The organism is Pedococcus sp. P2_F6 (assembly GCF_056403675.1).
This window is the reverse complement of record NZ_JBFUEZ010000004.1, coordinates 372923-398566: the sequence shown is the minus strand read 5'-3', so window position 1 is coordinate 398566 and position 25644 is coordinate 372923. Positions and strand designations below refer to the sequence as shown.

19 protein-coding genes are annotated in these 25644 nt (G+C 70.7%); 6 read left to right on the top strand and 13 right to left on the bottom strand.

Annotated features, from left to right (window positions below; all coding sequences use genetic code 11):
• Positions 1-19 precede the first annotated feature (19 nt).
• Positions 20-1513 (bottom strand): SDR family NAD(P)-dependent oxidoreductase, encoded by a 1494-nt coding sequence (locus tag AC1DWP_RS13335; RefSeq protein WP_477614956.1) that lies wholly within the window; start codon positions 1511-1513, stop codon positions 20-22.
• Positions 1514-1523: 10 nt separating this feature from the next.
• Positions 1524-3071, bottom strand: coding sequence for a CDP-glycerol glycerophosphotransferase family protein (locus AC1DWP_RS13330; protein WP_477614955.1), 1548 nt, complete (start codon positions 3069-3071; stop codon positions 1524-1526).
• 219 nt (positions 3072-3290) lie between these two features.
• Here AC1DWP_RS13330 and AC1DWP_RS13325 point away from each other — a divergent pair, with 219 nt between their 5' ends.
• Entirely contained in the window at positions 3291-5228 is a 1938-nt protein-coding gene (locus AC1DWP_RS13325; protein WP_477614954.1) for a DUF6541 family protein, read from the top strand.
• A 65-nt stretch (positions 5229-5293) separates the two neighbouring features.
• On the opposite strand, the gene AC1DWP_RS13320 is transcribed toward AC1DWP_RS13325, so the two are convergent.
• A complete protein-coding gene (locus AC1DWP_RS13320; RefSeq protein WP_477614953.1) occupies positions 5294-6319 on the bottom strand; it encodes a glycosyltransferase family 2 protein in 1026 nt (341 codons plus the stop codon).
• Positions 6316-7884, bottom strand: coding sequence for an LCP family protein (locus tag AC1DWP_RS13315; protein ID WP_477614952.1), 1569 nt, complete (start codon positions 7882-7884; stop codon positions 6316-6318). The genes AC1DWP_RS13320 and AC1DWP_RS13315 overlap by 4 nt, the downstream gene beginning before the upstream one ends.
• Positions 7885-8045: 161 nt before the next feature.
• Between AC1DWP_RS13315 and AC1DWP_RS13310 the strand changes: the two genes are divergently transcribed.
• Positions 8046-9299, top strand: coding sequence for an LCP family protein (locus AC1DWP_RS13310; protein WP_477614951.1), 1254 nt, complete (start codon positions 8046-8048; stop codon positions 9297-9299).
• A gap of 25 nt (positions 9300-9324) precedes the next feature.
• Here the strand turns inward: AC1DWP_RS13310 and AC1DWP_RS13305 are convergent, their stop codons facing one another.
• From AC1DWP_RS13305 to AC1DWP_RS13270, 8 genes are all read right to left on the bottom strand, one after another.
• Complete coding sequence (locus AC1DWP_RS13305; protein ID WP_477614950.1) at positions 9325-12828, bottom strand: CSLREA domain-containing protein; 3504 nt, start codon at positions 12826-12828, stop codon at positions 9325-9327.
• Positions 12829-13035: 207 nt separating this feature from the next.
• A complete protein-coding gene (locus AC1DWP_RS13300) occupies positions 13036-14202 on the bottom strand; it encodes an acyl-CoA dehydrogenase family protein (RefSeq protein ID WP_477614949.1) in 1167 nt (388 codons plus the stop codon).
• A gap of 127 nt (positions 14203-14329) precedes the next feature.
• Positions 14330-15511, bottom strand: a complete 1182-nt coding sequence (locus AC1DWP_RS13295) for an aminotransferase class I/II-fold pyridoxal phosphate-dependent enzyme (protein WP_477614948.1) — start codon at positions 15509-15511, stop codon at positions 14330-14332.
• Positions 15508-16548, bottom strand: a complete 1041-nt coding sequence (locus tag AC1DWP_RS13290; protein WP_477614947.1) for an SDR family NAD(P)-dependent oxidoreductase — start codon at positions 16546-16548, stop codon at positions 15508-15510. Before AC1DWP_RS13290 ends, AC1DWP_RS13295 begins: the two co-directional genes overlap by 4 nt.
• Complete coding sequence (locus AC1DWP_RS13285; protein ID WP_477614946.1) at positions 16545-17603, bottom strand: nucleotidyltransferase family protein; 1059 nt, start codon at positions 17601-17603, stop codon at positions 16545-16547. Before AC1DWP_RS13285 ends, AC1DWP_RS13290 begins: the two co-directional genes overlap by 4 nt.
• The gene (neuC, locus tag AC1DWP_RS13280; RefSeq protein WP_477614945.1) at positions 17600-18799 is read right to left on the bottom strand and encodes a UDP-N-acetylglucosamine 2-epimerase; all 1200 of its coding nucleotides are present in this window, start codon (positions 18797-18799) and stop codon (positions 17600-17602) included. Before neuC ends, AC1DWP_RS13285 begins: the two co-directional genes overlap by 4 nt.
• Entirely contained in the window at positions 18796-19845 is a 1050-nt protein-coding gene (locus AC1DWP_RS13275) for an N-acetylneuraminate synthase family protein (protein ID WP_477614944.1), read from the bottom strand. Before AC1DWP_RS13275 ends, neuC begins: the two co-directional genes overlap by 4 nt.
• A 23-nt stretch (positions 19846-19868) precedes the next feature.
• A complete protein-coding gene (locus AC1DWP_RS13270; protein ID WP_477614943.1) occupies positions 19869-20519 on the bottom strand; it encodes a NeuD/PglB/VioB family sugar acetyltransferase in 651 nt (216 codons plus the stop codon).
• 132 nt (positions 20520-20651) lie between these two features.
• On the opposite strand from AC1DWP_RS13270, the gene AC1DWP_RS13265 reads away from it, so the two are divergent.
• From AC1DWP_RS13265 to AC1DWP_RS13250, 4 genes are read left to right on the top strand one after another with little or no spacing between them, the layout of a single operon-like run.
• A complete protein-coding gene (locus AC1DWP_RS13265) occupies positions 20652-21671 on the top strand; it encodes a Gfo/Idh/MocA family oxidoreductase (protein WP_477614942.1) in 1020 nt (339 codons plus the stop codon).
• Positions 21668-22417, top strand: a complete 750-nt coding sequence (locus AC1DWP_RS13260; RefSeq protein WP_477614941.1) for an acylneuraminate cytidylyltransferase family protein — start codon at positions 21668-21670, stop codon at positions 22415-22417. The genes AC1DWP_RS13265 and AC1DWP_RS13260 overlap by 4 nt, the downstream gene beginning before the upstream one ends.
• A complete protein-coding gene (locus AC1DWP_RS13255) occupies positions 22414-23181 on the top strand; it encodes an SDR family NAD(P)-dependent oxidoreductase (RefSeq protein WP_477614940.1) in 768 nt (255 codons plus the stop codon). Before AC1DWP_RS13260 ends, AC1DWP_RS13255 begins: the two co-directional genes overlap by 4 nt.
• A complete protein-coding gene (locus AC1DWP_RS13250) occupies positions 23175-24485 on the top strand; it encodes an acyltransferase family protein (RefSeq protein ID WP_477614939.1) in 1311 nt (436 codons plus the stop codon). Before AC1DWP_RS13255 ends, AC1DWP_RS13250 begins: the two co-directional genes overlap by 7 nt.
• A 10-nt stretch (positions 24486-24495) precedes the next feature.
• Here AC1DWP_RS13250 and AC1DWP_RS13245 read toward each other — a convergent pair whose 3' ends face one another.
• Positions 24496-25557: an LLM class F420-dependent oxidoreductase gene (locus AC1DWP_RS13245; protein WP_477614938.1), complete on the bottom strand. Its 1062-nt coding sequence runs from the start codon at positions 25555-25557 to the stop codon at positions 24496-24498.
• Positions 25558-25644 lie beyond the last annotated feature (87 nt).

The following is a 25644-nucleotide window of genomic DNA, read 5'->3' as shown; positions in this document are numbered from 1 at the left end:
GTTGCAACGGGTTCGTGCCCTAGGAGCGGTCGCTACCGCTGGCCGACTCGGCGTTCTCGGGCATCTCGTCATGCGGTTCTGTCTGGTGCATGTCGTCAGCCAGGGCCGACGTCAGCTCGTGGGTCGAGAACGGGTCGGCGCGACGGATGTCGATGACGTGACCGGTCAGCTCGGACACCAGCACTCGGAGGGCAGCCCTCGCGACGGTCTCGGAGTCGAGGAGGCTGTCTGCCGGCTCCTGACCGAAGGCCTTGGTGCGCATGGGAGTTCCGGTGCGCTCAGGGTTGACGCAGTTGACCCGGACGCCACTGGAGGCCCACTCGTCCGACAGCGCCTGGGTCAGGTTGACCGTGGCGGCCTTGGCCGAGGAATAGAGGCTGTAACCCGAACGACCGCGGGTGTAGGAGCTGGAGGTGAACAGGAGCAGGGCTCCCCCCGCCTCGCGCAGGTAGGGGTAGAACTCCTGGGCGATCAGGATCGGTGCGATGTAGTTGACCTCGGTGGCCGCGTAGATCGTCTCCTCCGTCGTCTCCTCCAGGGTCCCCCGCGGGAGGACCCCAGCGGTGTTGACCACGAAGTCCACGCGGCCGGTTTCCTCGAGGACCTTCTGGCGTGCAGCCACGACGTCGGCCCTGCGCTCCACGTGGGTGCGGGTGCCGGAGCGGCTGAACGAACGCACCGTGGCCCCGAAGCGCTCGGCCAGGGTCACGATGTCGGCGCCGATGCCGTAGCTGCCCCCGAAGACGACCATCGTCTTGCCGCGCAGCACCTCACCGAACTCGTCGTCGGTGTGGTCCTCGGGCAGGTCGTGGCTGGTGAGCTGGAAGAGCTTGTCGGCGAGGTAGACGTCGATCGGCTCGGTGACCTTCATGTTGCGCTCGTCGCCCGCCACGACGGCGATGGGCACATCGGGGAGGTACCGCAGCACGACGGTGCAGTCATCCGTCGCCGCGAAGTTCGGGTCGCGGGACGCCAGCTCGTAGGCCCGGGAGATCACCGACCGGCGGAAACCCTGGGGCGTCTGGCCGCGACGCAGCTCCGAGCGCTTGAGGACGTCGCTGATCTCGCTCTCGTCGGTGACGGAGATGATCGTGTCCGCCGAGGGGATGGCGGTGTCGACCGCTTCGTGGGTCTTCAGGGCGGCCACGCAGTCGGCGATGATGCGCTGGCTGAGCAGGGGCCTCACGGCGTCGTGGAACAGGACGTTGCACTCCTCGGAGCCGAGGGCCTGCAGGGCCCGGCCCGTGGTGCCGTTGCGGGTGTCGGCGCCCTCGAGGATCTGGGTCACCTTGGAGTAGCCGCCGGTGGCGACGATTGCGCGGACCGGGTCGAGGTGGCCGGGCGTCATCATCACGATGATCTCGTCGACGAGGGGACTGCTGTCGAGCGCCTCGATCGTGTGCTCGATGATCGGCCGACCGGCGATCTTGATGAGCTGTTTGGGGATGCTGAGCCCGACCCTGCTGCCGACTCCACCCGCGAGGACCACGGCCACCGTGCGCAACTCTGTCACGGACGCGACCCTACCGGCTGGCAGGTGTCTGACCGGCAGGCGGCTGGGCTCGGTCGAGGATTTCCAGCACCGCCTCGCCGAACGCGCGGTCCCCGTCAGCGCCCACGTAGCGGGCGCGCACGGCGGCGCGCTCCTGCTTCAGCGGATCAGCCCCGAGCAGTTCCGCGAGCACCTCGTCGAGGTTGGCGAGATCGGAGGCCACCAGGTATGCCGCGTCGGCGACCGGGTTGCGCTGCCTGAAGGTCGAGAGGTCGGCGTCGGCGATGATCGCCAACGGCTTGTCCGCGGCGAGGAACTCGGTCACCACGCTGGACAGGTCGGCCACCATGACGTCGGCGCGGTTGGCCGACGCGGCGAACGGTTCGTCGAGCCCGACCACGTGGGACCTTCCGGTCACGCGGGCGTCCTCGAGGAGCAACTGCTCGATCGCGCTGACGAGGACGGCCTCGGCGGGACGCGAGCGCGAGAACGGATGGGGCCGGAAGACGACGGCGCCCGGTCGGCGCAGCAGGCTCGTGACGAGCCGGACTCCCTGTCGCAGAGACGAGTACGACGAGTCGTCGTTGTAGCCCTGCCACGTCGGCGCGTAGAGGATCGTCGGCGCTGCGAGCTCCGCGACCGGCCGCTGGGCGCGCAGGACGGCGGCCGACTGGGGGCTGCCCACGACCACGAACTTGCCGGCGGGCACCTGGACGCCGTGCCGCGCGTACCGCTCGATGGCGGCCTGGCCCGAGACGAAGATCCGGTCGTACATCGCGTGCGCGGGGTGGTGTGACAGGGCCTTGTCGGACTCCCCGTGCCCCAGGTAGACGTGGGTGAGCTGGCGGTAGGTGACGAAGTCGGCGTTGGCCGCGACGCTGTTGACGTAGAAGGCCGCTCGCAGGCTCGGCACGACGACGTTGTCGAGGTCACGCCAGGCGGGGCAGGCGAGCACAGGCACCTCCGCCACTCCCCCGAGCGCCGCCAGGGCCACCGGGTCGCGGGTCGCGACCACGAACCGGCGATCGAGGGCGCGCAGGTGCGGCAGCCACATGTCCAGCTGGTAGGCGCCGCCCCGACGGGCGGTGTAGAGGACGAACTCGGGTGCGTAGGCAGCCAGCGCCTCACGCACGGCTGCGCCCCGGGCCCGCCGCCCGGCATACGCAGCCACCAGCTGCAGCCCGGCAGCCAGCAGCACGGCTGCCTGGACGGCGGCGGCCACCGCCACCACGCCGGGCGACCAGCGCGCAGCGACGGCCAGCGCCAGCAGGAGCAGCGCGGAGAGGGCGGCCGGGACGACGCCACTCACCCACGACACGTCGGGGTCGGCGTAGCCCGGCAGCTGGACCGCCCGGGGAGTCGGGAGCAGCCGACGGGCCAGCGTCTCACCGGCGGTGCTGAGGAGGATGACGGCCACCGGCCACCAGACCACGACGTCGTGGGGGCGCCTCGCGAGGTAGCCCACGGTGAGGGCGACGACGACCAGCACCCGGGTCATGGCCAGCCATCCCGGAAGGAACGGACCGGACGAGAGACCGCTGCCGACCGCGGTGCGCAGGAGGGCGCGCCAGGACTTCATCGAAGGCACCAGTCGCCGCGAGGCGCGTCGGGCATGCGGTTCTTCCTCGAGGGGAGCAGGGGCAATGCAGCATAGCCGCCGGCACCCTCGGCCCGGGTGGCGACGACGAGGTCGGCCAGACCCCGCTCGTATGCTGTCCGCCATGACCCGACCGACGCGCCCGCCCGGCCGCCACGCCTTCCGAAACCGCGGAATCGTCGACCTGGCGACGCGACCCTGATGGGGCTGGGAAGCACCACCTGGCTGGAAGCCCTTCCGGTCGTCCTGGTCGCCACGGTGCTGCTGGTCGTCCCCGGAGCCCTTGGCGCCCGGCTCACCGGGCTGCGGTGGCCGACCGCCCTCGCCGTCGGGCCCCTGCTCGGCACGACGACCATCGCGCTGGCCGGCGTCGCAGCGGCGACGGCGGGCGTCTCGTGGGGCGCCCTGCCCCTGGTGTCCGGCTTCCTCCTCCTGGTCGGCGCGTGCGCCATCGTGGGGCGGCTGCTGCGCTCACGCCCCGAGGTCGGCGACGACGGCAGCCTGTGGTCGTTGCTGGTCGGGGGGACCGTGTCGGCCGTGGTGGTTGCCCTCGTCGTCCTGCCGGTCAGCGGTCGGCCGACCACGTTCCCCCAGAGCCCCGACACGATCTTCCACCTCGGGACCATCCAGTGGATGCTCGAGCGGGGTGACGTCTCCACGCTCCACGCCGGGGGTTTCGCCGCCTCCGGCGCCGGCGGTTTCTACCCCGCGGCCTTCCACGCCGTAGCCGCGACGGTGGCCCAGCTGACCGGCAGCACGCCCGTCGTGGCGGCCTCCGCGACCAGCCTCGTCCTGGCCGCAGTCGTGTGGCCGCTCGGACTCATGCTGCTCGCCCGCCGGGTGCTGGGCACCGGCTGGTGGCCGACCCTGGCCGCCTCCCTCGCCGCCGTGGCGTTCTCCGGTTATCCGTTCTGGATGGAGGGGTACGGCGTCCTGTGGCCCAACCTCTACGGCCAGGCCCTGCTGCCGGGCGCGCTCGCGCTCCTGGTCGTCGTGGTCGATGGGCCGGTCCGGGCCCGCTCGGCGCTCGTGGGGACCGCCGCCCTTCCGGGCCTCGCGGCGGCGCACCCGAGCGCGTTGATCGCCTTCTTCCTCCTCGGCACCCTGGCCGGGGTTGCCGGACTCGTGCGCGGCGCCTGGCGGCAGCGACGGAGGAACGCCCGCGCCGCCGTCGGCCTCGCCGGCGCGGCCCTCGGGGTGCTGCTCGTGGCAGCCCTGATCTGGGTGGGCGCGACCTGGGTGTCCACGGCGATGCGCGCCTCCAACGGGCCCGGTCCGGAGATGTCCGTGCACGACGGGTTGATCGACGTCGCCTTCTTCGCCCCGAGGAACCTGCTGCCGGTGTGGGGCGTCGGTCTGGCGGTGGCTGTCGGCGGCCTCGTGCTGCTCGTGCGGAGGTCGCACGTGTGGCTCGTGCTGGCGCACGGCGGGGTCCTCGCGCTCTACCTCGCGATCACCCTGGTCGACACGCCGCACACGCGCTGGTTCACCTGGCCCTGGTACAACAACTCGCCAAGGCTCGGAGCACTCATGGTGCTCACCGGGGCGGTCCTGGCCGCGGCGGCGCTGACCGGGGTCACCGAGCTCGTCGTGGCCGCCATCCGCCGTGGCCGACCACGCACCCAGCCCACGCCGGCGATCGCCGCCGTCGTGGCCGTCGCGTTCGTGGCCGGGACGGCCGGGCTCGGGCTGCACTCGCATCGCGAAGCCCTGCGCCCCTTCTTCGTCACCAGCGGTCGCGGCGCCTGGGTGTCCAAGTCCAACCTCGACGCCCTGCGCACCCTGGGGGCCAAGGTGCCGCCGGGCGATGTGGTGGCGGCCAACCCGTGGCGAGGTGGCACCTACCTCTATCTCACGAGTGACCGGTCACTGCTCTTCCCCACCGAGAAGTCGTGGACCGAAGGCGACCGCGCCCTTCTCGGTCGCAAGCTCGACGAGGTCTCGAACGACCCCGAGGTGTGCACGGCAGCCCGCCGGCTGGGCGTCACCCACGTCCTCGCGGGAGGCAGGTCGAAGACGGGGAGCGCGTACCAGAAACGACTCTACGAAGGCATCGACGCGGTTCCCGACGCCCCTGGGTTCACCGTGGTCGGCAAAGCCGGGGACTACACGCTCTACCGCCTCGACGCCTGCCGCTGAGCCGTCCGCCGGCACCCGCGAGGCGTGGCGCCGCGCGGTGCCGGCCCCACGGCATACGCGACCGCTCAGGTGTCGATCCGCACGCGGCTGGACAGGAAACCCCAGCCCCAGCACAGGTGCATGGTGGGCAGGATGACCGGCAGCCACAGGCGGTCCGCCAGGTGCAGCCGCGAGTCGCGGACCGACAGCCCGCCCACGGTGATGACGGCGAGGTATGCCGCGGGCACCAGCCACAGGGGCCACCAGACGAAGCCCCCCACGAGCCCGGCGAGGATTCCGACGAGCGCCGCCGGAGGCGCGAGGTAGCGCGCGTTGATCGTGCCCGCGTGGGTGCGGGCCACGACCCGGCGCCAGCGGCCGTAGTCGCGGTACTGCCGGCCCAGTGCCCGGAGGGTCGGCCGCGGGCGGTAGGCCACCCGGAGCCGGGGCGAGAACCAGACCAGCCCGCCTGCCTCCCGGATCCGGTGGTTGAGCTCCCAGTCCTGGGCGCGGACGAAACGCGGGTCGTAGCCGCCCAACCTGCTGAGCCACTCACGCCGGAACACGCCGAGGTAGACCGTGTCGGCCGGCCCGGCCTCGCCACCGGTGTGGAACCGGGCAGCTCCCACGCCGAGCCTGGAGGTCATGGCTGCGGCAACGGCCCGCTCGAACGACGTGACGCCCTCGGCGTCCATCAGGCCACCGACGTTGGCTGCCCCCGTCTCGGTCAGGAGGCTCACCGCGGTGCTGACGTAGTCGCGGTCCAGCACGCCGTGCCCATCGACCCGGACGACCACGTCGACCTCGTCGAGCGCGCCCAGGGCGGCGTTCAGCGCCTCCGGGGTGCGACCCGACGGGTTGCCTACGCTCCGCACCCGGGGTTCGCGATCGGTGATGCCCCGTGCGATCTCGTCGGTGCGGTCGTGGCTGGGTCCGAGCGCGAGGACCAGGTGGACGGGGCCGTCGTAGTCCTGCCCCAGCACGGCGTCCACCGCTTCCTCGAGGTGCCGCTCTTCGTTGAGGATCGGCATCACCACTCCGACGCTGGGCAGCGACGGCAGCGGCGCCAAGGGGGCCGTGCGGAGCGGTTCGTCGGGCGGCGTACTCGTCATGAGGAGGATGAGCATACGGAGGAGAGATCGCTCTCCGCCGCGTTCCCCGCCGCCTTGGCCGGGTCCTGGACGGCCGTGCCCGGCTGGTGCCTGGGCTTGACCACGGGCCGGGGGGCGGCCGGCGCCTTGCTCTTCGAGCTGGTACTGCCCGCCTTCTCCGACGCGGCGATGGTGGACCGGACCGTCGAGGTGACCACGGAGGGGTCGTAGTCCCACGGCTTGATCAGCGGCGGGACGAAGTTGACGCCGCGGATCTTCTGCGAACGCGTCTTGATGGCCAGGTCGGCGAAGCGCCCGAGCTCGGACTGGGGCAGGTCGGTCTCGATCAGCCCGGCGCTGGCCGAGGCGATCTTCTGGAAGCGCAGCAGGACCGTCTGGGGGTCGAGCTGGCTGGCCATCGCCGTGGTGACGCACCGCTGCCTGGCCATCCGCTCGTAGTTGGTCGACCCCTGGCGGGAGCGGGCGTACCAGAGGGCGTGGTACCCGTCGAGGTGCTGGTGACCGGGCTCGATCCACCCGACGATGGGCGAGGTGCCCCCGCCGATCGGGGTGCGGTGCTTGACGGTGATGTCCAGGCCGCCGACGGCGTCGACCATCTGGCGGAAGCCCTTGAGGTCGATCATCACGTAGTAGTGCACCTCCAGACCGCTGAGCGCCTCGACCGCCTCGCGGGTGGCGACGATGCCCGGATCGCGGGTTCCCGCGGGAAAGAGCGCAGCGTGCTCCTGCCCCCAGGTGTAGAGGCCGTTGAGCAGGCACTCGTCGCCGCAGTTCCAGCCCTCGGGCATCAGCCGAGCCATGGTGGAACCGGGGCGGAAGTTGATGTTCTCCGTGTCGCGGGAGAAGCCGAAGGTCACCGCCCGGCCGGTCTTCTCGTCGAGGCTGACCAGCTGGATGCTGTCCGGCCGGGTGCCGACCCGGTCGCGGCCGGAGTCGGCCCCGAGGAGCAGGATGTTGTACCGCCCGTTCGTCGACGCGATCGCGCTGTTGCCCTGGAACATCGCCCCCAGGGCCTCGCGCCCGGCACCTACGGTCTGCGCGGCATACACGAGGCCGCCCGAGGTGACCACGAGCAGCGCGGCCGTCAGCCCGGTGAGCCAGCGCCGCGAGGCGGCGACGAGCCCGTTGGGGCGACCCAGCCGCCAGGCGTCCACGAAGAGCACCGCCCACAGGACGGCGAAGCCCGTGAGCACCCACTGCAGGCCGAGCATCAGCCAGGGTCGGCCGACCAGCCCGAGGGCCGTCGACCGGCTCGCCAGGAAGAGCAGCCCCACCGCGACGACGAGCGTGACCATGGTCAGCCACACCCGCAGACCCAGGCGTCCGAGCCGACGGTTCCCCGCCACGAGCTGCGCGGCGCCCGGGAGCACCAACGTCAGGGCGACCAGGGTGAACGCCCGCCGTCGTCGCATCCGGGGGCTGGCCGGGGTGGCATCGCCCAGTCGGCGACCGGGGCCTCCCGACAGGTAGACGCCGTCAGCCGGCCAGCCCGAGGGCGACGGCCGGGGCCCGGTCGCGCGGCGAGGGACGACCAGTCCCGGGTCGGCAACGGTCGGGCGGCTCATGGTGCATCAGTATGGGACGCAACAGGTGAGAATTCTGTGACGCGTGGGATTCCAGAGTGTCGTGTCGCCGGGTCGTTTCGTCATGGAATTGGCTGTTCTGCGTCTAGGCAACTTTCGTGCGGCGTTTTGCCTCGACCACCCCCTCACCCCAGACTTGCCGCATGAGTGGACGCCCCCAACGCCCCGACGACGCACGCCCCATCCCCCAGGGTGGCGGTGGCAGCGGCGCCGACGCCGGGGGGCTGTCGGACGGCGAGGGGACGCCCGAGGGCGAAGGGGTCTACACCGTCGACGTGCGTGGCCGACGGCGCGACAAGGCCGCCCGCGCGGCCGAGTCGGCTCCCCCGGCCTCGGTCGCCGCTGCCGGGTCCGGCCGTGGCTCGTCGGCGACACCTGCAGGCCCGGGGTATGACGAGACGTCACCCCCTCGGCGCCGGCGCAGGTTCCCGATCGTGCGGGTCGTCCTACTGCTGGTCGTGGCGTGGGTGGCGTTCATGGTCTTCACGCCGCTGCACGCGTGGAACTCGGTGACCAAGGTCGACACCACGCCCGCCGGCAAGCGACCCCCGGAGAGCAAGGGATTCACCTACCTGCTCGTGGGGTCGGACAGTCGCGAGGGGCTCACCGCGGCCCAGCGCAAGGAGTACGCCACCGGCAACGCCGCGGGCCGTCGGACCGACTCGATCATCCTCGTGCACGTCTCCCAGAGTGGTGGCAAGCCCGCCCTCATCTCGATCCCGCGCGACTCCTACGTGCCGATCCCCGGGCACGGCAGCAACAAGATCAACGCAGCCTTCGCCTTCGGCGGGCCGAACCTCCTGGTCCAGACCGTGGAGCAGGTCACCGACCTGCACATCGACGGGTACGTCGAGATCGGGTTCGCCGGCTTCGCCTCGGTCGTCGACAGCGTCGACGGCGTCAACATCTGCGTGCCGTTCCGCATGAACGACAAGAAGGCCGGCATCAACCTGAAGAAGGGGTGCCAGGTCCTCGACGGCAAGAACGCCCTCGGCTTCGTCCGCGCGCGCTACTCCGACCCGCGCGGCGACATCGGTCGCGCGGAGCGGCAGCGCCAGTTCCTCGCCGCCATCATGAAGAAGGCCGCCACCCCCTCCACCGTGCTCGTCCCGACGCGCTACTGGGGGTTCACCCACGCCGCAGCCAAGGGTCTCATCGTCGGTGAGGACACCTCGATGCGTGACGCCAGCCGCGTGCTGCTCGCCATGCGGGCCGTCTCCAACGACCAGGGCCTCAGCCTCGTGGTCCCGATCCAGAGCGTGAACTACCAGACGTCGGCCGGGAGCTCGGTCAAGTGGAACTCCGAGCGCGCCAAGGCGCTGTTCACCATGCTCCGCAACGACGAGCCCCTCGAGGCGCCCCCGGCCGGCACCGACGGCAAGCCCTCCGGCGGCTGACCGCCGAGGTATGGCCCTCCCCGCCTCAGTGGACGGTGATGTTGCCGCCCTTGAGCGTCTGACTCCCCGTGGAGAAGACCGGATGTGCAGGATCTGCCACTCGATAGACGACGATTGAGATGGTGTCGCCCTTCTTGGCGCCCGAGGATCCGTTGTCCACCACGGTGACGGTGTATCCGTAGCCGGTCACACCGTTCCACCGTCCGGTACCCGTCCAGCGAACTGAGGCGGCTGACAGCACGGTCGCCGTCGCGGGGCCAGATCCGTGGAACGTGTCCTTGTCTGCCGTACGCGCCTGGAACTGGCTGGTCAAGGCGCCTCCCGCTTGCGGGATGAGGTTGAACCCGAAGGAGGTGCGCCCGATTCCGGTGCTGACCCAGCCGCCACCTGTCACCTTCGCTCTTGCCTGCTCGACCGTGAACACCGCGTCGCGGGCGGTGCGGCAGGAGTTGTAGAACTCGTCCCCGGCGAAGGTGACGCCCACGCCATAGACGTTGGCAGGCAGGGCAACGGTTCGCGACGCGACCCCCTGCGCATCAGTGGCAGCGGCGTACACGGTGGTCGCGGACGCCGAGTCGAGAACGACGAACTCGACGGCATGTCCTGACCAGTCGCCGGGGGTGGTGTCGCTCTCCCCGAACTGGGCGCGCAGCGTCGTCGACGCCAGCGGGCTCACGAGCAGGTCACCGGTGTAGCTCAAGGTGCAGTCCTCTCGCAGCACCGTGACGGGATCCGTGTCGGTCGCCTCCCCGTATGCCGTGTCGCCGGCGAAGTGGGTGGTCACGGTTCGCTGGCCCGGTGTGGCCGTCACGGCGAACGGCGTCGACGAGGCAGTGCCATCGGCCGCCGTGGGGCCACCGGTCACGGTGGGCATCGCGCCCAGCGTGAAGGACAGGGTCTTCCCTGCGATCGGTGACGCAGGGGTGCCGCCGGTCACCAGCCGTCCGCTGAGCGTGAGGGGATCGGAGTAGGTGGCGGTGGCAGGTCCTGTGTAGGTGACCACCGTGTTCGCCGGCTGCACGATCAGGCTGGTGTCGGCGGACGTGGCGCAGGGTAGGTAGTAGTCGTCACCCGCAAAGCTCACCCCCACACGACGCGCGTCGGGCGGGAGCTGGACCCGTGTGCTGGCCAAACCTGCGTCGGTGGTCGTGGCCGTGTAGTGCGAGGTGTTCCCGCTGGAGCCGACGACCGCGAAGTCGAGCACGTGTCCGGACCAGTCACCGGGGTTGGTGTCGCTCTCGCCGAACTGGGCGCTCAGCGTGCTCGTTGTTCCGGTGGTCGCCGACGTGTCGCCCGTGTAGGCGAGGGTGCAGCTCTCCTTCGCGACGGTCACGGGATCCGTGTCAGTCGCGGGGTTGTAGACGTCGTCGCCGGCGAACTCGGTCGTGACGGTGGTTGGGCCTGGTTTGAGAGTCACGGTGAGTGCGGCGGCGCTGGCGGTGCCCGCGGCACTGGTGGGCCCGGCCGTCACCGTGGACAGGCTCCCCAGCGTGAGCGAGAGGGTTTTGCCAGAGATCGGCGCCGGCGGCTCCGCCACCGTCTCGAGTCGGCCGCTCAGGGTGGCGGGGTCCGAGTAGGTCACGGTGGTGGGCCCCGTGTAGGACACCCTCGCCCCAGGCAACGGGGCGCCGCACCGGGACAGCTCGGAGGTGCTTGCGTTCGCGTTCGTGGCGGAGGCGGCAAGAGTGTGTCCATCGGCTACGGGCGGCGTCACGGTGAAACTGAAGGACGCCACTCCCGGCGTGCTGCTTCCTGACCCCGAAGTCGTGACAGCCTGCGTGGCCACGAACTTCTCTGCCTCGCCGTACCCGGTCTCGTCACATGCCCCGTTCTCGTACAGATCGATGTCGAACCGCTCGCCCGGCGTGCTGCGCAGTCGACCGCTGACCACGGTCGCCGTGTCCGTCGTCGTCGCCGCGAGGATCTCCGGAGCGTTCTGGAGGTCGTTGGCGCCCGCGTCGGCGTCGAGGTCGTCGATGCCATCCGGCGCACCCAGTGCGGCCTCGCTCGGCAGGTCGATCCCCAGCGCGGGCGAGCCTTGCGTGCCGTTGTCGTGCACCGAGTTGTATCGGATCGTGACGCCGCGTGGCAGCGGCAACCCGGGAATCTCTGGGCGATGTGCGATCGCGATGCCGCCCCGGCCGTTGAAGGCGACCGTGTTGCCATCCCCGGCCGCGCCGCCGACGACGTGGGCGCCGCCCTCGAAGTCGTCCGAGACCAAGACACCGAAGCCTCCGTTGCCCAGCGCAGTTCCGTCCGTGCCGACGCCAATCCAGTTCCGGAGGACACGATGTCCTGGACCGGCATTCGTTCCGATCACGAGTCCGTTGCCCGAGTTGCCAGCAATCACGTTGTCCTCCACCAGGCTGCCGGTGTCCACCATCGTGACTCCGTCGGCATTCGGGATGGCGACCGTTCCGGTGACATCGGTTCCCACGAGGTTGTGGCTCACCACGGTGGAGCCCTCCGCCCCTGTCGCCGGGTTCGAGGACACGTGGATCCCGAAACCTCCCGAGACGACGTTCCCGGAACCTGCCCCACCGATCAGGATGCCCTCCGACTGAACGTCGATTCCTCCGTTTCCCGCGCGCACACTCCCGGTCCAGTCCACCCCGATCAGGTTGCCTTGGACTTTGGTTCCCGCCGTGTCCAGCAGGAGCAGTCCCACGCCCGAGCTGCCGCCGGAGATGACGTTGGGCGCTGCGCTGGTGCCTACCTGGCTGCCGCTGGCCTGCTGCAGCCTGATTCCGGCGCCGCCGCTTCGCGGAGTGAGGCCGTCGGCGAGAACGCCGATGTGGTTGCCCAGCACCTCGACCCCCGGTGTGGCGATGCCGTCAACCTCCGCAAAGGGGTGCCCGGCGATGACATTGCCCTCGCCCTGTGCGAGATCGCCTCCCACCCGCACGCCCTCAACGTGGTCCAGTAGGACCCCGCTGCTCGTGGGCGCGAAGGGACGCTGGACGACAGCCGTGCCTGCAGCGTTCGTCCCGATGAAGTCCCCCTCGACCACGAGGCCGTCGCCACGTCCCGAGATGTTGCGGATCCCCGCGAAGAACTCATGCACCGCAAGCCCTCGAATGATGGTGCCCGATCCCCCCACCACCAAGCCATCGCAGGGGTTTCCGGTTGGGTTGCACTCTGCACCACTGAGCTCCACGCGCCGGGGCGCCCACGGGGCCGGCAGGCCGGCATCTATGGTCACCTGGTCGGTGAGTACAGGCAGCACGCTCGTCGGGGCGATGACGTGAGGCTCCGCGCCGGCAATCGCGAAGCTGATGACGTCGGTCCCCCCGTCGACATTGGAATGGGCGTTCGCTGCGAGGATGGCTGCCCTCAGGGTGCACTCGCCCGTTCCGGCGGAGCAGTTGTCGACGGTCAGGGGGTCGCCGCCATCACCCGTCGATGTCACCACGAAGGTGCCATCGGCAGCCGTGCTCCAGGCCGGTGGCGCCAGCGCGAGACCCGCAGTGCAGCCGACGACGGCGACCGCCAGGCGAGCGATCAGCCTGGTAGGGAAAGTTCCAGGCATGATCTGCCTCCAACCAGCGGTTCAGCACGTAGTGGTTGCCTGCGCGACCCCGTGCAGGCGTGCTCGACAACGCTAGTGGGGCGCGCGCCGATGCTCATCCGTCGCCCGGCCTATGCCAGATGTCGAAGAACGTGCGCCGAATCGCGTAGCGCCAACGTCGTACGGCAGCGCGGACCTGGCAACCGCCCTGAGGCGGTTCAGCCGTCCCTACCTGAGGAGCTGGCGGGCCATCACGACGCGCTGGATCTGGTTGGTGCCTTCGTAGATCTGGGTGATCTTCGCGTCGCGCATCATCCGCTCGAGCGGGAAGTCGCGGACGTAGCCCGCCCCACCGAGCAGCTGGACGGCGTCGGTGGTGACCTGCATCGCGACGTCCGAGGCGTAGCACTTGGCGGCCGCCCCGAAGAACGGAAGGTCCTTGTCACCCCGCTCGGACTTGGCCGCCGCGACGTAGACCATCTGCCGCGCGGCCTCGACGGCCATCGCCATGTCGGCGAGCATGAACTGGATGCCCTGGAACTCGGCGATGTGCTTGCCGAACTGCTTGCGCTCCTTGACGTAGCCGACCGCGAAGTCCAGTGCGCCCTGGGCGATCCCGACGGCCTGCGCACCGATGGTGACGCGGGTGTGGTCGAGGGTCGCCAGCGCGATCTTGAGGCCCTCACCCTCGGCGCCCACGATCCGGTCGCCGGGGATACGGACGTTGTCGAAGTGCAGCTCGCGGGTCGGGGACCCCTTGATGCCGAGCTTGCGCTCCTTCTCACCGAACGTGAAGCCCTCGTCGGACTTCTCCAAGACGAACGCCGTGACGTTGTTGCCGCGCTTGCCGTCGGGGTCGGTGACAGCCAGGACGGTGTAGTACTCGGAGACGCCGGCATTGGTGATCCAGGACTTCTGCCCGTTGACGATCCAGTCGTCACCGTCCCGCCGCGCGCGCGTCTTCATGGCCGCGGTGTCCGAGCCGGCCTCGCGCTCGGACAGCCCGTACGAGAACGTCGTCCTCCCCTCCGCGAGGGGCGTGAGGTAGCGCCTCTTCACTTCGTCGTTCGCCGCGATGATCAACGGCATCGTGCCGAGCTTGTTGACGGCCGGGATGAGCGAGGCGGAGGCGTCGACCCTGGCGACCTCCTCGATGACGATGCAGGTCGCGAGGGCGTCGGCGCCCACGCCGCCGTACTCCTCGGCGATGTGGGGCGCGAAGAAGTCCGAGGCCACCAGGGCGTCGTGCGCCTCCTGGGGGTACCGCGCCTCTTCGTCCACGGCCGCGGCATACGGAGCGATCTTGTCCTCCGCGACGGCGCGCACTGCCTCGCGCAGGGCCTCGTGGTCCTCGGAGATCTTGAACAGGTCGAAGGCGTCGTTACCGGTGCTCACGGGCCTCAGGTTACCCGTTGGTATGCCGTGACGTCCCCGCCCCTGCGTGTGTCACCGGACACCTCGCTGACCTGGAGACCCGAGGTCCAGGGGCACGTGCGGGGAGTCGCGAGCCGCGGTGCCCGCGTCAGCCGAAGTAGGCGAGGACCGCGTCGATGACCCGCTGCTGGTCGGCCACGGTCAGCTCGGTCGCGCAGGGCAGCGACACGCCCCGGGTGAACAGGCTCGTGCCCACCTCTCCCCCGATGACGGCCAGGTCGGCGAACGGCGGCTGCAGGTGCAGCGGTCGCCAGAGCGCTCGCGCGCCCACACCGTGGTCGTTCAAGTGGGCCAGGAAGGCGTCCCGACCGTCCGCCTCAGGCGTCAGGACCGAGTAGAGCCAGTAGGTGGGGTCGTATCCCTCGAGCCGCGGAGGCAGGACGAGCGGGGTGTCCCGCAGCGCCTCGTCGTAGCGCGCAGCGATCTCGTGCTTGCGGGACACGAACTCGTCCAGGCGCTCGAGCTGGGCCAGCCCGAGGCCGGCGGCGATGTTCGTGAGCCGGTAGTTGTACCCCACCTCGTCGTGGAGGTAGCCGACGTCCGGGACCTTGGCCTGGGTGGTCAGGTGCCGGGCCCGGCGGGCCAGCTCCTCGTCGTCGGTGACGAGCATCCCGCCGCCGCCCGTCGTGGCGATCTTGTTGCCGTTGAAGGAGAACGCACCGACGCGGCCCACGCTGCCGGTGTGCTTGCCCGCCAACCGTCCGGTCCCGGCATAGGAGGCGCCGAGCGACTCGGCCGCGTCCTCGAGGATCGGCACGCCGTAGCGCTCACAGATCGGGGCGATGGCCTCGAGGTCAGCCGGCTGGCCCAGGACGTGGACCACCTCGACTGCCTTGGGCATCGGCTCGCCGGCCTGCTGGCGGCGCTCCAGCTCGCCCTCGAGCAGGGCCGGGTCCATGTTCCAGGTGTCGGTCTCGGAGTCGATGAAGACGGCCGTGGCGCCGGTGTAGGCGATGGGGTTGACCGAGCCCACGAAGGTGAAGTCCGAACAGAAGACCTCGTCGCCCGGGCCCACGTCGAGCAGCAGCAGGGCGATGTGGATGGCTGCGGTTCCGGTCGAGCAGGCAACCGCGAACCGGCTGCCGACCCGCTCGGCGAACCGCTGTTCGAACTCGTTGACGAAGGGACCGACCGACGAGACGAAACCCGACTCGACCGCCTTGAGCACGTACTGACGCTCCAGGGCTCCGATGTTGGGAACGGCGAGGGGGATGGTGCCCTCCGGGCCACGCGCGCCCGGTGCGTGCGCCTCTCCGGCGGGGATGCTCATCGGTGGTAGCGCCCAGCGGTCTCCGCGTCGACCCGTGGCCGCAGCCACTCCGCGGTCAGGGACAGACCCTCCTCGAGCGAGACGGTGGGGGCCCACCCGAAGGTGGCGTGCGCGTTCGACGGGTCGGACAGCAGGATCTCGACCTCGGAGCCGTCGGGGCGGAGCCGGGCCTCGTCGGTGACGATCTCGGCGGTGGATCCCGTGACCTTCTTGCAGAGGTCGACGACCTCGCCGACCGACACGGTGCGGCCAGTGCCCAGCTGCACCGTGGTGCCGGGGGCGACGTCTGCGAGGGCCGCCCGCACGAAGCCGTCAGCCGTGTCCGTGACGTAGGTGAAGTCCCGCTTGGGCGAGACGGCGCCGAGCTTGACCTGGGTGGCACCGGCAAGCAGCTGGGACAGCACGGTGGGGATGACCGCCCGGAAGGACTGGCGGGGCCCGAAGGTGTTGAACGGTCGCAGCGTGGTGACGGGGGTGTCGAAAGAGAGCGCGTAGGACTCGCACATCTTGTCGGCACCGATCTTGGTGGCCGAGTAGGGCGACTGACCGCGCAACGGGTGGGCCTCGGTGATCGGCACCTCCTCGGGCGTGCCGTAGACCTCCGAGGTCGACGTGTTGACCATGCGTGGGGTGCCGTGGCGGCGCACGGCCTCGAGGACGTTCAGCGTGCCGATGATGTTGGTCTCGACGTAGGACCGCGGCGCGACGTAGGAGAAGGGGATGGCGATGAGGGCCGCGAGGTGCAGCACCGCGTCGGCTCCGTCGACGGAGGCGAGCACGTGCTCCGGGTCGCGGATGTCTCCGAGGATGACCTCCGCCTGGCCGTCACGCACCGCCTGCTTGAACGGTTCGGACTCGTCGAGCCAACCCGTCGAACCGTTGGAGTTGTACAGGCAGAATGCGCGGACGTGTGCCCCGTCGGCCACGAGGCGCTCGACCAGGTGGCTGCCGATGAAGCCGTCGGAGCCCGTCACCAGCACGGTCTTGCCCTTCAGGCTGCCCTGCATGGCCTGGGGGGTGAGCTCAGCGTCGGTCACGCCTGTCCTTTCGCGCGGGCCAGGTCCACGGGGGTGCCCACATCGATCCAGTCGGAGGAAATCGTCCATGCGGCGACACGGTGGCCGCGGTCCAGACACTGCTGGACCAGTCCCGGCATCGTACTGGCCTGCCCCTCGGGGAGCAGAGCCAGCGCTGCGGGCTCCACGGCATACACGGCCGCGTTGATGTTGAAGCGGATCGTCGGCTTCTCGGTGACGGCGGTCACGAGGTGCTGGTCGTCGCTCTCGACGACCCCGAAGGGCACCTCGTGCTGGTAGCTGCGGACGCCCATCGTGAGCTGGGCTCCGCGCCGCCGGTGGAACTCGAGCAGCTGGCTCGTGTCGAACTCGACCATGAGGTCGCCGTTCATGACGATGACCGGGTCGGCGAGGTCGCCCCGCTCCTGGCGCAGCAGCGTGAGCGAACCCGCCGTGCCCAGGGGGTGGTCCGGGTCCTCACGGAGGTAGCGCACGGTGCACCCGAGCCTGGTGCCGTCGCCGAGGTGCTCTTCGATCTGGTCGGCGAGGTGGTTGACGCTGACGTAGACCTCGCGGATGCCGTCGCCGACGAGGTTGAGGACGATCCACTCGATGATCGACCGGCCGGCCACCGTCATCAGGGGCTTCGGGGTGTTCTTGGTGAGGTCGCCGAGCCGGGTGCCCTTGCCGCCGGCCATGATGACGGCGACGTTGGGCAGGGGGTCGGCGCCCACGACGTCCGAGAGGGTGTGCAGCCCCACGACGGTGCCGTCCTCCTCCACCTCGGGGACTGCCGAGATGCGCAGGGCACGCATGAGGTCGAGCACCAGGGCGCGCGGCGAACCGGCGGCGACGGTCTGCGGGGACGTCGTGGCGTGCTGGAGCGCGGGATCGTCGAGGTGGGCCCCCCGGAGCAGTGCCCGACGGACGTCGCCGTCGGTCAGCAGCCCGGCCAGCCGGCCGTCGGGCTCGGTGAGCATGCACAACGACGAGGCCAAGGTGTCGATGACGATCGCGACGTCACGCAGGCTTGCGGTGGTCGGGGCGCACGCCTCCTGCAGCTGGCGCTGGGTCACCGGTCCTCCTCGGTCGGGATCGCCGGCACGAGGTCGACGAAAGGTTTCACGCGCGGCGAGGCCGGCGCCTGCCGCACGATATCGAGGATCCGGTCACTGGCGTCTCCCGTGCCATAGGGGTTGACCACCGCACGGGCGCGTTCGCCGAACTCCGGGCTGAGCGCGATGGCGAGGCCCGCTCCGACAGCCGTGCCGCCTTCGGCCACGTCCACGACGTTGGTGCCACGCAACCGGCCCTGCTGTCGCGCGCCGATGTTGACCGCCGGCAGGTGGGCCGCAGCGGCCTCGATGATGCCGGAGGACGAGTTGCCGACCACGACGTCGACGCTGGCCAGGACCCGGGGGAAGCGCGCCCCGAGAGCCTCGACGACGACGACCCCGGGATGGGTGTCGGCCGCCGCGAGGAGGGCGGCGATGATGTCGTCCCGGCCGGCATCCATGCCCGGGTAGGTGGCCACGACGGTGCCGAAGTGCTCGACCGTCGCTGCCAGCGCCTCAGCCGCCCAGGTCCCCACCGGCGCGCCGGCCTCGGCGGTCGGGGGGTGGTAGGTGAAGAGCGCGACCGGTCTGCGCACCGGCACGCCGAGCTCCTCGCCCAGCTCGGCATCGGAGTACGGCTCGGCGTGGGCCAGCCGGTCCAGCCCGGGCGCCCCCGTGACGTGGACGCGGTCGGCGGGCTCACCCATCTGGCGCAGCCTGGCAGCAGCATCCGCGGATGCCACGCAGTGCTGGTCGGCGAGCTTGCTGATGGCGTGCCGGACGCGCTCGTCCAAGGCACCCTCGGTCACCTCTCCGCCGTGCAGGTGCACGATCGGGATGCCCGCGAAGAAGGCCGGCGGCACGGCATACAACAGCTCCCAGCGGTCGCCGAGGACGACGAACACGTCGGGCGCGACCTCGCGCAGCATCCGCGAGGCGCCGGACGCCAACCGCGGGCCGTGCTCGAGCATCGCGTCGACGGTGATCGCCACGATCGGCTCGGCCAGCTCGTGGACGGCGTCGCGCCACCCGCCCTCCCGGTCGGTGGCCGGAAGTGCGGCGGCCAGCTCGTCGCCGCCGTAGGCGACGCCCGTGAACAGGTGCAGGTCGATGTCTGGCGCCTCGGCGAGGACCGTGATGACGGGCGACAGAGGTCCGAGGTCTGCGCGCGTGCCCACGAACACAGCCACGCGCAGCGGGTGCCCCGCGGCGGTCATCGGGCCCCTGCGGGCGACAGGTCGTCCTCGCCGATGGGAGCGCCGGCCTGCACCGATCGACCGAGGCCACGGCCTCGGATGTCGACAGCGGGGCTCACGCCCCCCTCGGGTCGCAGCAGCAGCAGGTGCTCGTCGCCGAGGACGGTGCCCTCCGGCAGGTCGGCTGCCGCGTGCCAGCTGCGCCGGACGAGCGCCGCGTTCTCCTCCTCGGACGGCATCCGCCGCTTGACACCGTCACCGAGCCCGAGAGCCAGCACCTTGGTCTGGCTCACGTAGGCGGTCAGCTCCGCCGGCTCGAGCGAGGCGCGGTGGTCCGGGCCGGGCAGGGTGCGGTCGGTCGTGTAGTGCTTCTCGAGGATGCTCGCCCCGAGGGCAACGGCACCCAGTGCCGTGGTCAGACCGGGCGTGTGGTCGGACCAACCCACGGGTATGCCGTGTGCCTCCTGCATCGCGGGGATGGCCCGGAGGTTGCACTCCTCGATCGGCGCGGGATAGGCCGACACGCAGTGGAAGAGGATCAGGCCCGGCGCCTGCTCGCAGGCGCTCACGGCATCGGCCACCTCCTGCGCCGTGCCCATGCCCGTCGAGACGAGCAGGGTCACCCCGAGCGAGGCGAGGGCGCGCAGGTAGGGGATGTTGGTGAGCTCGCCCGACGACACCTTCAGGGCGGGCAGGCCGAGGCCGACCAGCATCTCCGCACTGGCCGTGTCGAACGGCGTGCTGAGGAAGGTGATGCTGCGTTCGGCAGCATGCGACTGGAGCTCCGCCCACGCCGTGTGCGGCAGGGTGAGCGCCTGCAGCAGCGAACGCTGGTCCTGGGCTCCCCCGCGGGCGCGCTGGTAGGGCGTCGACGACGCGGTGCTGGACACGAGCATGGCGGGGTCGAAGGTCTGGAACTTGACCGCGTCCGCGCCGGACTCGGCCGCGACGTCGACCAGCTCGTGGGCCAGCTGCAGGTCGCCGTTGTGGTTGACCCCAGCCTCGGCGATGACGAAGACGTCTCCTGCCGTGGGGATGGTTCGGCCTGCGATCTCGGCAGTGCGCATGTGCCCTCTCCTCGTGGTCGTGGTCAGCCGGGGCTCAAGCGGTCGGCCGTCGAGCCGAGCTCGACGGCCGGGACGCCGACGACCGTCCGCCCGGCCGCCACATTGTCCCGCACGACGGCACCGGCGCCCACCACCGCACCCGCACCGACGGTGCGGCCAGGCAGGATGCGCGCACCCGAACCGACCATGGCACCGGCTCCGACGCGTGCCGCTCCGAGCAGCACGGCCCCGGGCGCGATGTGGGCAGCATCCCCGATGACGCAGTCGTGCTCGACCACCGCGGCTGTGTTGACGACGACACCGCGGCCGACCCGCGTCAACGGTCCGACGTGCGCATGCTCGTGGATGACGCACGCAATGCCGACCTCGGCATCACGCGCGATCGACGCTGTCAGCGCGAGCACCGGGGGCACGGACACCTCAGCGTGCACCAAGAGCTCGATGAGGGCAGCGCGGGCGGCGTTGGCACCGACTCCCAGCGCGACCCGGTGCCCCTCCTCCAGGGCCATGGCCACGGCGGCGTCGTCATCAGCGAGCACCGGAACCGACCAGGGCGAGCCCTCGAGGTCTCCAGCCACGGCGACCACCAGTCCGCCCGCTCGCTCGATCACGTCGCAGACGCTGCGCGCGTGTCCACCTGCACCCAGCACGATCCATGTCGGAGGGGAGGTCATGGGGAGAAACTACCCGCCCTCCAGCCCCGGGGGGACGACCGGCGCCCCATGGTGCGTGCCGTGCGTGCCGCGACCCGACGTCATGGCACTATGACTGCTCGAGTCGTTGCAGCGAGGCGAGGAGGAGGCCCCATGACCGGCACGGTCGTCGTCAGGGGCTTGGGCTCCATCGGCCGCCGGCACGCCACCGTCCTCCGGGATCTCGGCGCCGACGTCCACGGCTGGCCGGTTCGCCCACGCGTGGGCGACCTGGACGGCACGCCGCTGCTCGACGACGTCCAGGGCGCCGAGATGAGCGGGCAGGCGGACCTGGTGGTCATCGCCACGGACACGGCCAGGCACGTCGACGACGCACTCGCCGCACTCGACGCGGGCGCCGCGCGGGTGCTGCTGGAGAAGCCGGTCGCACCGACGGCCGATGACGCTGGGCGTCTCAGGCAGCATCCGGAGGCTGAGCACCGGGTCTTCGTGGCCGCCCCCCTGCGAGCGCACCTCGGCTTCCTCGAGTTCCGCGACCGTGCCCTCGCCCTGCCTGCCCCGGCCAGCGCGCACGTCTACTCGCAGTCCTGGCTGCCCGACTGGCGGCCGGACCGCGACTACCGCCAGTCCTACTCGGCGCGGGCCGACGAGGGCGGCGTGCTGCGGGACCTGGTGCACGAGATCGACTACGCCGTCTCCGTCTTCGGCCCGCCCGCGGAGGACAGCATCCAGGCCGTCGTCGAGTGGGAAGGACCTCTTGACATCGCCGCCGAGCAGGCAGCGACGGTGCTCTGGCGGACGCCGTCCGCGACGGTGACGCTCCGGCTGGACTACACGACTCGCCCAGCTCGGCGGGGCGCCCTGGTCACCAGCGCCGACGGCAGTGTCGCCTGGGACCCGGTGACCGGTTCGGTGTCGTCCACGGCGCCGGACGGGTCGGTCGACGTGGTCGCCTTTCCCGAAGATCTCGAGCGCAACGGCGTGATGGCCCGGCAGATGCAGGCCGCGCTGGCCCTGGCCCCGACAGCAGACGCTGAGCTGCTCCTGCGCGCAGGGGCGCCCGCAACCCTCGCCGAGGGCGCCCTCGCCGTGCGCATCTGTGACGGCGCCAGAGGGTCGGCCGACCCCATCGAGACGTCGCGTCCCAGCACCCGAGGAGCGGAGTCCCCGTGAGCGCTGCACCCCGAGTCCTGGCCGTCATCCCCGCCAGAGGCGGCTCGCGCGGGCTGCCGGGCAAGAACGTCCGCCCGCTGTGCGGCATACCGCTGGTCGGCCACGCGATCCGCGCTGCCGCGATGACGCCGAGCGTCACCCGCACCATCCTGACGACCGACTCGGAGGAGATCGCCGATGTCGCGAGACGTTTCGGTGGCGACGTCCCCTTCATGCGCCCCGTCGAGCTCGCCGGTGACGACACGCCGATGGCCCCGGTGGTGACCCACGCGCTGGAGTGGGTCGAGAGGGAGGAGGGTCAGCCCTACGACGCCGTGCTGCTGCTCGACCCCACGAGCCCGGCTCGCCTGCCGCAGCAGCTCGACGCGGCCGCTGAGCTGCTCTGGAGCAACCCCGACCTGGACGGCGTGATCTCGGTGTCCGAGCCGACGTTCCAGCCGGAGTGGGTCGGAGTGCGGGAAGTGGGTGCGGAGGGAGCGCTGGAGCGCTACTTCGCCAGCGGCACCGGAGTCGTCCGACGTCAGGACGCCGGACGCTACCTTCGGATCAACGGCAACTTCTACATCTGGCGTGCCGCCTCGGCCCGTGCGCTGGAGCGCTCGTGGTTCGACAGTGGGACCTACGCCGGCATCGAGATCCCTGAGGCCCAGGCCTTCTCGATCGACGACGAGTACGAGTTCCGGCTGATCGAGGCGCTCATCGCCGCCGGGCTGATCACCTTCCCCTGGGTGGAGGAGCACGCATGACCGCCAGCCTCGCTGGACGTACCGCCGTGGTCACCGGTGGGGCCGGCCCTCTCGGCCGCGTCCTCGCGGGCGCGCTCGTGGTTGCCGGAGCAAGAGTGGTCGTCATCGACCGTGCCGGCGTCGACGAGACGGTCGCAGCGCTGGGGGATGGTCATCTCGGCGTCACCGCGGACCTGATGACCGGCGAAGGACTCACGGCCGTGGAGCACTTTGTCACCGAGCTCGGGGCCTGCGACGTCCTGGTGCACAATGCCGCCTTCACGGGAACGTCCGGGATCGCCGGGTATGCCGTGCCGTTCGACGAGCAGACCGACGAGGCCTTCGCGATGGCGACCTGGCTCAACCTCACTGTGCCGTTCTCCCTCACCCGGCGGCTGGCGCCGCTGCTCCGCGCCGGTGGGCACGGCAGCGTCATCACGGTGTCCTCGATCTACGGGCTCGTCGGGCCCAACATGGGTCTCTACGACGGCACCCGGATGGGCAACCCCGCCGCCTACGGCGCCACCAAGGGTGGGCTCGTCCAGCTCACTCGCTACCTCGCGACCGTGCTGGCGCCCGACATCCGCGTCAACGGCTTCGCCCCTGGTGGCATCGAACGCGGGCAGGACCCGCTGTTCCTCGACCGGTACAGCCGGCTCACTCCCCTCGGTCGGATGGCGACGGAGCAGGACTTCGCCGGCGTGGTGACCTGGCTCGCCGGCGACGACTCGGCCTACGTCACCGGTCAGATGGTGGCCGTCGATGGTGGGTGGACCGCGTGGTAGAACCGACCACGACCGTCGCCCACCCACACCTGCAGGCGGCGAGCAAGCACCAGCTCTTCTACTTCGACGCGGTCCGCGGCCTGACCGCACAGATGGTCGTGGTCGGGCACTCCCTCAACCTCTTCCTGCCTGCCGTCTTCATGGTCCAGCGTGCCAACGGCACCTACCGCACCACGCCCGGCATCTTCTACATGCAGAGCCTCGGCGTGCTGCTGTTCTTCGTCCTGTCCGGCTTCCTCGTCAGCCGGTCGGCGCTGACCAAGATGGCCTCACCGGGCTACACCTTCGGCGAGTTCTTCCTCGAGCGGTTCGCGCGGATCTTCGTCCCGTTCGTCCCTGCCGTCCTCCTCGTAGCCGTCGCGGACCGCCTGGTGCTGCAGGGGCGGCGAAACCCGTTCACGACGATCCCCCTCGACGTGTGGACCACCGTCACGAACCTCACGATGCTCTACAACAACCCAGTCATGCGCACGGTCGCCGAAGTCACCGGACTGCCCCTGAGGACCGGCCCGATCGGAACCGCCGACCCGTTCTGGTCGGTGGTCATCGAGTTCTGGATCTACATCACCTTCGGGCTGATCCTGCTCCGACTGGTGCGGGACCGACGAATAGGGGTCGTCGGCGTGCTTGTCCTGCTCTTCTCCGGCGCTGTCGTGGCCCAGACGCTGGTCGCGAGCGAGGGCCTCGTCCTCGCCTGGGTGGTGGGCATGGCATACGCCATCGGAGACCGGTTCGCCTGGTTCACCCACCGCCGGCTCCACCAGGTCCTGGGTGTGGTCGGGCTCTTGGCGACCCCCGTGTGCCTGCATCGCACGCACTGGAACGTCTATGACGAGTTCGTCGCGCTCGCGCTGTCGGTCGGAGTGATGTCCTTCTACTTCGGGTTCGCCCGCCCAGCGCCAGCCACGGACCCGGCCCGCCCGGCCCCAGCCACGGACCCGGCCAACCCGGCGGCAACGGCCGCGAACGCGGCAACGAGGGGTGGGGCCGGTGCAGCCGTGATGCCGGCCGGTCAGTCACGCATCCCCGCGCCCGTGCGGACGATCGTCAAGTACGTGTCGGACTACTCGTACTCGCTCTACCTGGTCCACTTCAGCCTGCTCGTGTACCTGCAGACCGTGCCCAGGGTACGCGCCCACCCCGCTGCGGCGATCGTGTTCGGCTTCGTGGTCGCGAACGTCGTCGCGTTCTGCTTCTGGTTCCTGTTCGAGCGCCACTACCCCTCGGTGCGCAGGGGCCTGCGCCGCACCCGCGTCTGGCAGACACTGTTCCCCGCGCGGCCCACCAGCGCACCCTCCGCCTGAGTCGCCGGCTTCAGCGACGACGCGGCAGGTGCCAGAGGTGGCCGTGCTCCTCACGGTCGAGCAGCTCGGGCATCACGTCGCGCTCGAACATCGCCATGCCCGTGGTGTCGTAGGCCGCCTCGGGGAAGTTGAGGATCGCGTAGGTCAGGCCGAGCTTCTCCAGGGCGCCGAGCTTCTCCACCACCTGCTCGGGGGTGCCGACCGTCGCGGCCTTGCGGTAGTCCGCGAGCAGGTGGTCGACGCGGGCCTCCGGCGTCCCCACCGAGAGGAGCCGCGCCCGCAGCGCGGCGAACCGATCCTCGACCTCGCGCTCGGTGGCGCCGATGAAGACGTTGAGGTTGCCGCTGCGGACGATCTCACCGAAGTCACGGCCCACGTCGTCGCAGTGCCCCTTGAGGATCGCGCTCTTGGCGGCAAAGCCCTCGGGGCTGGGGTCGAAGTTGGTGTAGTCGGCGTACTGGGCGGCGATGCGCAGCGTCTTCTTCTCGCCCCCGCCGGCGATCCACATGGGTATGCCGTTGTGCTTCGACCCCGGGGCCGTCGTGCCCTGGAGCGGCTGCGGGTAGCAGCGGGCGCCGTCGACCTGGAAGTGCTTGCCCTCGAACGTCGCCGTGCCGGTCGTCCACATCTGTCGGAAGATCTGGACGCCCTCGTCGAGAGCCCGCAGGCGCTCACCGGCCCGCGGGAAGCCGTAGCCGTAGGCGCGCCACTCGTGCTCGTACCAGCCCGCCCCGATGCCCATCTCGAGCCGACCCTCGGAGATGATGTCGACCGTGGCGGCCACCTTCGCGAGGTAGGCCGGGTTCCGGTAGGCCATGCATGTGCACATCTGTCCCAGGCGCACCCGTCCCGTGACGGCGGCGAAGGCGGCCATCAGGGTCCAAGCCTCGTGCGTCGCCTCCTCGCTGGGGATCGGGACGGTGTGGAAGTGGTCGAAGACCCAGATCGAGGACCAGTCCTCGTTGGCGTCGGCCCGTCGCGCCAGACCCGCCATCACGCCCCAGTGCTGACTGGGGTCGATCCCGACAAGGTCCATGCGCCAGCCCTGTGGCACGAACAGTCCGAACTTCATGGGGCCGACGTTACTGCCTCCCGCCGGCACTCCCCCTGTCTCTCCCCTGTCCCCCTCCCCTGTCCCGCCTCCCGTCCCCCTCCCCAA